General features: G+C 71.1%; 6 protein-coding genes and 1 pseudogene. 5 read left to right on the top strand and 2 right to left on the bottom strand.

Going from position 1 to position 8,592, the window contains the following annotated elements; genetic code table 11:
* Positions 1-319: 319 nt before the first annotated feature.
* From ACZ4S3_RS39400 to ACZ4S3_RS39385, 4 genes are all read left to right on the top strand, one after another.
* Positions 320-1,777 carry a catalase gene (locus tag ACZ4S3_RS39400; protein ID WP_467943491.1) on the top strand — a complete coding sequence of 486 codons (1,458 nt, stop codon included), beginning with the start codon at positions 320-322 and terminating at the stop codon, positions 1,775-1,777.
* A gap of 520 nt (positions 1,778-2,297) precedes the next feature.
* A complete protein-coding gene (locus tag ACZ4S3_RS39395) occupies positions 2,298-3,050 on the top strand; it encodes a hypothetical protein (protein WP_467943489.1) in 753 nt (250 codons plus the stop codon).
* A 195-nt stretch (positions 3,051-3,245) separates the two neighbouring features.
* Positions 3,246-3,824: a GNAT family N-acetyltransferase gene (locus tag ACZ4S3_RS39390; protein ID WP_467943487.1), complete on the top strand. Its 579-nt coding sequence runs from the start codon at positions 3,246-3,248 to the stop codon at positions 3,822-3,824.
* 7 nt (positions 3,825-3,831) lie between these two features.
* Positions 3,832-4,212, top strand: coding sequence for an MmcQ/YjbR family DNA-binding protein (locus ACZ4S3_RS39385; protein WP_467943485.1), 381 nt, complete (start codon positions 3,832-3,834; stop codon positions 4,210-4,212).
* Positions 4,213-4,243: 31 nt separating this feature from the next.
* Here ACZ4S3_RS39385 and ACZ4S3_RS39380 read toward each other — a convergent pair whose 3' ends face one another.
* Positions 4,244-4,903 (bottom strand): hypothetical protein, encoded by a 660-nt coding sequence (locus ACZ4S3_RS39380; RefSeq protein WP_467943483.1) that lies wholly within the window; start codon positions 4,901-4,903, stop codon positions 4,244-4,246.
* A gap of 186 nt (positions 4,904-5,089) precedes the next feature.
* Here ACZ4S3_RS39380 and ACZ4S3_RS39375 point away from each other — a divergent pair.
* Positions 5,090-5,638: pseudogene (locus tag ACZ4S3_RS39375) on the top strand (NUDIX hydrolase); the annotation flags it as partial.
* A 1,109-nt stretch (positions 5,639-6,747) separates the two neighbouring features.
* Here the strand turns inward: ACZ4S3_RS39375 and ACZ4S3_RS39370 are convergent.
* Entirely contained in the window at positions 6,748-8,406 is a 1,659-nt protein-coding gene (locus ACZ4S3_RS39370; protein WP_467943482.1) for an AMP-binding protein, read from the bottom strand.
* Positions 8,407-8,592: the final 186 nt, after the last annotated feature.

The following is an 8,592-nucleotide window of genomic DNA, read 5'->3' as shown; positions in this document are numbered from 1 at the left end:
CTCCCTCCGCGCCCAGGGCGACGGCAACCTCGACCACTCCGCCCTCCTCCGCGGCGTCGAACGCCTCTCCGGCCACACCACCGAAAGCTGAGACGTCTCCGGGACCCGTAATTCCCAGGTCCCGCACCCCAAGTTTCCGGGCGGCGGCCGCGCTGACACCTGTCCTGTCGCGCCCAGGCACGGCCGTCGCCCGGAACACCCACCCCTTGTCGCGTTTAAATCCACGCTGCATTTCAACAAACTGTTGACGTTTGGTCGGAGCAGTTCTTACGCTCCGACATGCGGAAGCCAATTCCGCGCTCTCGTACGGAAGGTCACCATGTCGAAGCCCACGCTGACGACCGAGTCCGGCGCCCCGGTCGCCGACAACCAGAACTCCGCCACCGCCGGCGTCGGCGGCCCGATCATCCTCCAGGACCAGCACCTGCTGGAGAAGCTCGCCCGCTTCAACCGCGAGCGCATCCCGGAGCGTGTCGTGCACGCCCGCGGCTCCGGCGCGTACGGCTACTTCGAGGTGACCGACGACGTCACCGGGTTCACCCGGGCCGACTTCCTCAACACCGTCGGCAAGCGCACCGAGACGTTCATCCGCTTCTCGACCGTCGCCGACAACCTCGGCGGCCCGGACGCGGCCCGTGACCCGCGCGGGTTCGCCCTGAAGTTCTACACCGAAGAGGGCAACTACGACCTCGTCGGCAACAACACCCCGGTGTTCTTCATCAAGGACCCGATCAAGTTCCCCGACTTCATCCACTCGCAGAAGCGCGACCCCTTCACGGGCAAGCAGGAGCCGGACAACGTCTGGGACTTCTGGGCGCACGCCCCCGAGGCCACCCACCAGATCACCTGGCTCATGGGCGACCGCGGCATCCCGGCCTCCTACCGCCACATGAACGGCTACGGCTCGCACACCTACCAGTGGACGAACGCCGAGGGCGAGGCCTTCTTCGTCAAGTACCACTTCAAGACGAACCAGGGCATCCGCTGCCTGAGCGCCGAGCAGGGCGCCGAGCTCGCGGGCAAGGACCCCAACAGCCACCAGACCGACCTGCTGCAGTCCATCGAGCGGGGTGTCTACCCCTCCTGGACCCTGTACGTGCAGATCATGCCGGCGGCCGAGGCGGCCAACTACCGCTTCAACCCGTTCGACCTGACCAAGGTCTGGCCGCACAGCGACTACCCGCTGCAGCGGGTGGGCCGCCTGGTCCTGGACCGCAACCCGGACAATGTGTTCGCCGAGGTCGAGCAGTCGGCCTTCTCCCCGAACAACTTCGTGCCCGGCATCGGCCCGTCCCCGGACAAGATGCTCCAGGGCCGGCTGTTCGCCTACGCCGACGCGCACCGCTACCGCCTGGGCGTCAACCACACCCAGCTGCCGGTGAACGCCCCCAAGGCGACGCAGGCCAACAACTACGGCCGGGACGGCCTGATGGCCGCCAACGCCTACGGCCGGCACACGAAGAACTACGAGCCCAACTCGTACAGCGGCCCGGTGCAGACGAACGAGCCGCTCTCCGCGCCGCTCGCCGTCTCCGGCCACGTCGGCACCCACGAGGCCCCGGCGCACACCAAGGACGACGACTTCTTCCAGGCCGGTGAGCTCTACCGCCTGATGTCGGAGGACGAGAAGAACCGTCTGGTCGGCAACATCGCCGGCGGTCTCTCCCAGGTCAGCCGCGACGATGTGATCGAGAAGAACCTCGCCCACTTCCACGCCGCCGACCAGGACTACGGCAAGCGCGTCGAGGCCAAGGTCCGCGAGCTGCGCGAGGACTGACGGGAGGTCAGCCTCCTTGCGCATCCGTACCGGTCGGCCCGTTGAGGGGTGGTCGACCGGTACGGAGAGGTAGCGCGGTGCTCCGCGGCACCCGGGGAATTACCAGTGCGGTGGCAGTGCTCGCCCGATAGGGAGGGCGAGCCGCTCCCCCGCCGCGGAGCCCGCCTCCTGCCTCCACCCCACAGCCTCCGTCCTGTGGGACCACAGACTCCGTCCGGTGGTGCGATGTCCTGTCGCGCCCAACTCTCGCGCTGCCGGGCGGGCACCACCCACGAGGGGCCCGGAATCCGTACGGTCACGGATTCCGGGCCCCTCGTGCGTTCCTTCGCGTATTCCTTCGCGTACTCCCCTGCCGGCGATCCCCGATCCCCGATCCCCGGTCTTGCGTTCGCCCGTTCCCCCGTTCCCCGCCCCGCCTGCGACTCTCCTCTCGTTTCGGCCTCCTGCGCCCCGCTTTGGAGAGACCATGGACGGCAGCGGCAGCCCCGTCCGTCTGCCGCCCTACCTGCCAGGAGCGCATATGGCCGACAGCGTGCCGGTGCGGTGCCCCACGTGCCGCCGCGAGAACGCCTTCACCCCGCCCACCTTCCCGTGCGCCTGCGGCGCGCCGCTGACCATGCCCGTACTGCGCGGCGGTGTCCCGGTCGAGATACTCCATCGCACCTGGCAAGCCTCCTGGGTGGAGGTCCGGTGCGAAGTCTGCGGGCGGCTGGACGAGTGGCCGGCGCCGGAGACGGGCTGCGCCTGCGGCACGGTCGTACGCGTCCCGGTGGTCCCCGCGCCCCTGCCCTCGCCGTCCTCGCTCGACCTGCCGGATCCCGGCACCCCGGGCGCCGCCGCTGTCCGTCCGACGGCCGCACCGAGCCCGCGGCCCGCCGTGCTGCGGCCCGCGTTCCGGCCGGTCACCATCCGTACGGCCCGGGACTGCGTCACCGCCGCCGCGCAGTATCTGAAGTGGCTGGGCTTCACGGACGTCACCCGCACCCAGGAGCGCACCGCCGCCGGCGTGGACCTGCGGGGCAGCGGGGTGGTGGCGCAGGTCGACCCGACGACCCGGTCCACCAAGCTCCGCGAGATCGAATGCGTCTGGCTCAACGGTCTCAACGACTCGGCCATAGCCGTCTTCTTCTCGCTGGCCGGCTATGCCCGCGACGCCCGTGCCCGCGCCGACGAGCTGCACCTCCCGCTGTTCGTCATGGACCTCACCGGCACCCCGCAGCCGGTCAACGACCCGGCCGACGAACTGATCAAGTACGGCGCGGCGGGACGCTGACCCGGGCCCGGGAGGTTGCCGTGAGCAGCCGGAGGGCGCCGGCCGACGGCGAGCCGGGCGCGGCGTGGAAGATCACCACCCGCTGCCCGGCATCGCCCGGCGGCGTCAGCGGTCTCCTGGTGTGCTGCGGGACGGCGCCTTCGCGGCCGCCGAAATCGGTTCGCCCCGCGCGGCGGAACCGGCGACACTGGCCGGATGATCACCAGCGTCCCCGGCCTCGCCGAACTGCCCGCCCTCCGCGAGATCGAGAGGGCCGCAGGGGAAGCGTTCCATGCCCTGGGCATGGCCTCGATCGCGGAGGACGAACCGCTGCCCGTCGAGGAGTTGACGGTGTATCAGCGGGAGGGGCGGGCGCTGGCCGCCTACGAGGATCCGGCGCAAGGGGGTGTCCACGGGCGGCCGATGGGCTATCTGCTCTGGGAGCCGGTCGACGGATGTACACACATCGAGCAGGTCTCGGTGCATCCCGGCCATGCCCGCCGCGGCATTGGCCGGGCCCTGATCGACCGCGCGATGGGGGTACCTCCCATGCCCTTGAGGCAATGGGGAAGGGACCGCCGGGAGGCGGCCGCGCTGACCCTGACCACATTCGCCGAGGTGCCGTGGAACGCGCCGTACTACGAGCGCCTGGGGTTCCGGGTGCTCGCCGACGACGAACTGACCCCGGGGCTGCGGGTCATCCGGGCCGACGAGGCGCGGCGTGGCCTGGACCGGTGGCCGCGGGTGTGTATGCGGCGTCCCGCCGGGCGGGGCGAAGGTACGTGCGGGAGATAATGGGGAGATGATCGACGCGAACGCGCTCCGGACCGTCTGCCTGGGCTTCCATGGCGCGAGCGAGGAATTCCCGTTCCCCCGGCACCCGGACGTGTCGACCTTCAAGGTCGGTGGCAAGATCTTCGCGCTGACGACGCTGACGGCCACCCCGCTCACCGTGAGCCTCAAGTGCGAGCCGGACCTGGCCGAGCGGCTGCGCGCGGCGCATCCCGAGGTGGTGCCCGGCTATCACCTCAACAAGCGGCACTGGAACACCGTGTCGCTGGACGGTGAACTCCCCGACCGGCTGGTCCTCGACATGATCGAGGACTCCTACGACCTGATCGTCGCCGCCCTCCCGCGCGCCCAGCGCCTCCTCCTGGACTGGCCGGGGGAAAGCAGGCGCTGAGCGGCAGGTCTCGGCACGCCGAGGGCGGGACTTATCGCACGCCGCCCTGTGCGGTGGCGGGGGCGAGGGTGTTGAACGTGCCGTTCACGCTGCCGTTGCCGGCGTACTCGGCGGTGTAGCCGCCCAGCACCGCAGCGACGGTGGACAGCGGCCGCTTCGCGTCACACGAGGCCCGGCCGGCGGTGTCGGTCCTGGCCACACACAGGACCTTGCCCGCGCCGTCCTTGAAGGTGATGGTCGCGTTCCAGATGGCGTCCTGCGGGCCGTTGTCACGGTCCCGGACCAGGGAGGCGTGCAGATCGCTGAGCTGCCCGGCCGCCAAGGACACCGGGGACAGCTTGGCGGTCCCCGCGGTCAGCCGGGTGCCCATCTCGGGCACCGTACGCGCCGGACCGCAGATACCGCGCGTCCAGTCGAAGTAGGCGCCGGGGGCACAGGTCACTCGCGCCTGCTGCTCCGCCGCTCCGCCGGTGGACGGGTTGCAGCGGTAGTAGGCGGCGGCGTTGTCGGCGTCGATCGCCAGCCGCTGGGTGGCCCCGGGATCGACGCCGCTCCCGCAGCCCGCGGTGAGCACCTCGGTGGAGTAGCCGCCGGAGGCGTCGGGCCCGACGGCGTGGGCGGGGGCGGCGAAGGCCCCCAGAGAAGCAACCACGGCAGCTGCTGCGGTCGCCCAACGAGCAATACGCGTCATGGAGTTCCGTTTCTTTCGGTGGTTGACGGGTGGTTTGGGATGAGGGCGTCATCGGCGCGAAACGGCCTGGCCCTTGGCTTGAATCCTGTCATGATCGCGCCGACGGCACCCTACGGGGGGCCGGGCCCCGCAGGGGTCTTGTGCGAACGAAACAAGCCAGGCCAGCGCCCCCGTTAGGGTGACCGCATGCGAACACCTCGCCAGGCAGCGCGCGTTGCCGTACTCGATTCCGACGGTGCGGTCTACCTCTTCCGATACGACAACGAAGAGGTCGGCGTCCACTGGGCGATGCCCGGCGGCGGACTGGACCCCGGCGAGAGCCCGCGCGAGGGCGCCCGGCGCGAACTGCGCGAGGAGACCGGCTGGAGTGACCTGGAGCCGGGCCCGTTGCTGTGCACCTGGGAGCACGATTTCACGCTCTCCCAAGCTCCCGACCGCTCCCCCGAGCTCTCGACTCCGCTCGCACAGGGGGGACCCCCATACACCGAGGGCACCCCCATCGGCGTGCCCGTACGCCAGCGCGAGCACATTTACCTCGCGCACGGGCCGCGTCGCGAGCCGGCCGACGGCGTGGCCGCCGCGCACGCCGCCGACAAGATCCTGCACGGCCGCTGGTGGACCCCGGCCGAACTGGCCGGCTCCCCCGACCCGCTCTGGCCGCCCCAGCTCCCCGCCCTGCTCGCCGCGGCGCGTGGCCCGAATGCCCCTGTCCCGGTCCACCTGGGGTACCTACCGAACGAGGCGCCACTGCCCCCGGAGGTGCTCTGGTCGCACGGCGCCACCCTCGCCGCCTGGGCCGCCGAGCGGCCGCTGCGCGTGTACAACTACCGCGTGGACGACGCCGGTCTGCACTCCGAGGACGTCGGCAACGGCTGGTGGTCGCTGACCTGGGTCGAGGGCGGGCGCGCGGTCCTCTACGGCATCGACAACGACTACAGCGACAGCGTCGGCCTGGCCCCGCCCGCCGATCTGCTGGCCGGCGGCCCGGACTGGCTGCCCTGGGAGTGGCTGACGGCGCTGATCAACGGCGAAGAGAGCATCGGCTTCGTCTACTGGTGGGCGGACGGGGCATGGGGCCGCGCCCCGTACCCCGACGGCCTGCGTGACGACGGCCTGAGCAGCATGGTCCCCGCCGACGACGCCGAGGTGCGGACCGTCCTCGACGCGCTGGCCGAGGACGGCGCGGACGCGGCGGAGGTGCGGCGCATGGGGACGGACGAGGCGCGGGCGGCGGCCGCGCGCGGCGTCAGACGGCCGCAGCTGCCCGCCGGCCGCGGAGAGCCGGCGGGCCGCCGGGTGCCGTGTGACCTGCCGGAGCAGTACGCGGGAGTGATCGCCGTCGCGATGCGCGCGGCCGACGAGCTGCCTCGCGAGGTACCCGCCGAGAGCGCCGCCCTGGAGCGGCTGGCGGCATGGCTGCGCGCCCACCACCCCGCGGAAGACGGACGGTGTGCGCTCACCGCGGCCTTCGTCGACGGCGCCGACGCCGGCAACCTGTACCGCGCCGACGGTTTCCACGACGAGCAGGGCAAACGGCTCGGCGAGGAGGTGTCCGCGCTGCTGGGTGACCTGCGGCAGGCCGACGCCGGATCCGACGACGCCGAGGGCGGATCCGGCCGCTGGATGCACATCCGGGTGCAGGTCACGGCCGACTCCCTGGCCGTCGACCGCGCCTATGACCATCTGCCCGGCTGGTGGCGCGCCCCCTACGCCGGCGTCGAAGCCCGGCCGGACACCCTGGCCCGCGAGATGGCCTCCCGCGCACCCGGCCGACGTCCGGTCTGGGCCCGGCTGCTGGACGAGGACATCCCCCGCAACGGTGCACCCGCGGAGCTCTGCCGGCCCTAGCGCACCGCCCCCAGTTCCCTCGCCAGCCGCTCCCTCAGCTCGATCTTGCGGACCTTGCCGCTGACCGTCATCGGGAACGCGTCGACGATGTCGAGATGGCGCGGCACCTTGTAGTGCGCGAGCCGGGAGCGGCAGTAGCGGGCCAGCTCCTCGCGGGTGAGGGGGTCTTCGGGGTCGCGGAGGACGACGCAGGCGGCGATTTCCTCGCCGTACTTCTCGTCCGGGACGCCGACGACCTGGACGTCGGCGATCTTGGGGTGGGAGTAGAGGAATTCCTCGATCTCGCGCGGATAGACGTTCTCGCCGCCCCGGATGATCATGTCTTTGATCCGGCCGACGATCCGTACGTACCCGTCGTCGTTCATCACCGCGAGATCGCCGGTGTGCATCCAGCGGGCCGCATCGATCACCTCGGCGGTGCGCTCGGGCTCCTCCCAGTAGCCGAGCATCACGCTGTAGCCGCGGGTGCACAGCTCGCCGGGCGTGCCGCGCGGTACGGTCACGCCGGTCGCGGGGTCGGCGACCTTGACCTCGATGTGCGGCAGCACCCGGCCGACCGTGGCCGTGCGGTGCTCGAGGTCGTCGTCGCGGCGGGTCTGGGTGGAGACCGGGGAGGTCTCGGTCATCCCGTAGCAGATGGAGACCTCGGCCATGTGCATCTCGGTGACGACGCGTTTCATGACCTCCTCGGGGCACGGGGAGCCCGCCATGATCCCGGTGCGCAGGGACGACAGGTCATAGGTGGCGAAGTCGGGGTGGTTGAGCTCGGCGATGAACATGGTGGGAACGCCGTAGAGCGAGGTGCAGCGCTCGTCCTGGACCGCCTGGAGCGTGGCGGCGGCGTCGAAGGCGGGGGCCGGGATGACGATGCAGGCGCCGTGCGAGGTGGCGCCCAGGTTGCCCATGACCATGCCGAAACAGTGGTAGAAGGGCACCGGCAGACACACCCGGTCGTGTTCGGTGTAGCCAACCGTCTCGCCCACCCAGAAGCCGTTGTTGAGGATGTTGTGGTGGGAGAGCGTGGCGCCCTTGGGGAAGCCGGTGGTGCCGGAGGTGTACTGGATGTTGACCGGGTCGTCGGCGGTCAGGGTCGCTTCGGACTCGGCGAGGCGGGTGTGCGGGACGGTGGCGCCGGCGGCCAGCAGTCCGTCCCAGGTCCGGTCACCGATGTAGACGACATCGCGCAGCGCCGGGCAGTCGGCCCGTACCTGCTCGGTCATCCTGCGGTAGTCGCTGCTCTTGTGGTGCACGGCGGAGACCAGGACCGCGATGGCGGCCTGCTGGAGGACATACGCCAGCTCATGGACGCGGTAGGCCGGGTTGACGTTGACGAGAATGGCGCCGATCTTGGCGGTGGCGTACTGGATGAGGACCCACTCGGCGCAGTTGGGCGACCAGATCCCGACCCGGTCGCCCTTGCCGACCCCCTTGGCCAGCAGCCCCAGGGCGACCTCGTCGACCGCGCGGCCCAGTTCCCGGTACGTCCAGCGGCGGCCGGTCGCCGCCTCGACCAGTGCCTCGCGGTCGCCGAAGCGGGCGATGGTGCGGGCGAGATCGGCGCCGATGGTGCGGCCGAGCAGCGGGCCTTGGGCGACCCCGCTCGCGTACGAGAGCTCCGGCTGCGACTGGGGCTGCGGCTGTGGCTGTGCGCTCATCGGTGGTTCTCCTCGGACGGATCCGGACGTGGCATCAACCGGAGATCTACCCGCCCTTGGGTCCTGAGGAGGTATCAGGATGGTGACAGGTCCACCGAGAAACGCGGCGGGAGTGAGGTGGGTCAGAGGCTGTGCCGTCTTCGCGGCCACGGCGGTCCCGGTGAGATCCAGCAGCAGCGGGCGGCC

The sequence above is a fragment of the Streptomyces sp. NPDC028368 genome (genome assembly GCF_055565615.1).
The sequence above is the reverse complement of the archived record's forward strand: the minus strand, read 5'-3'. Positions and strand labels throughout refer to the sequence as shown.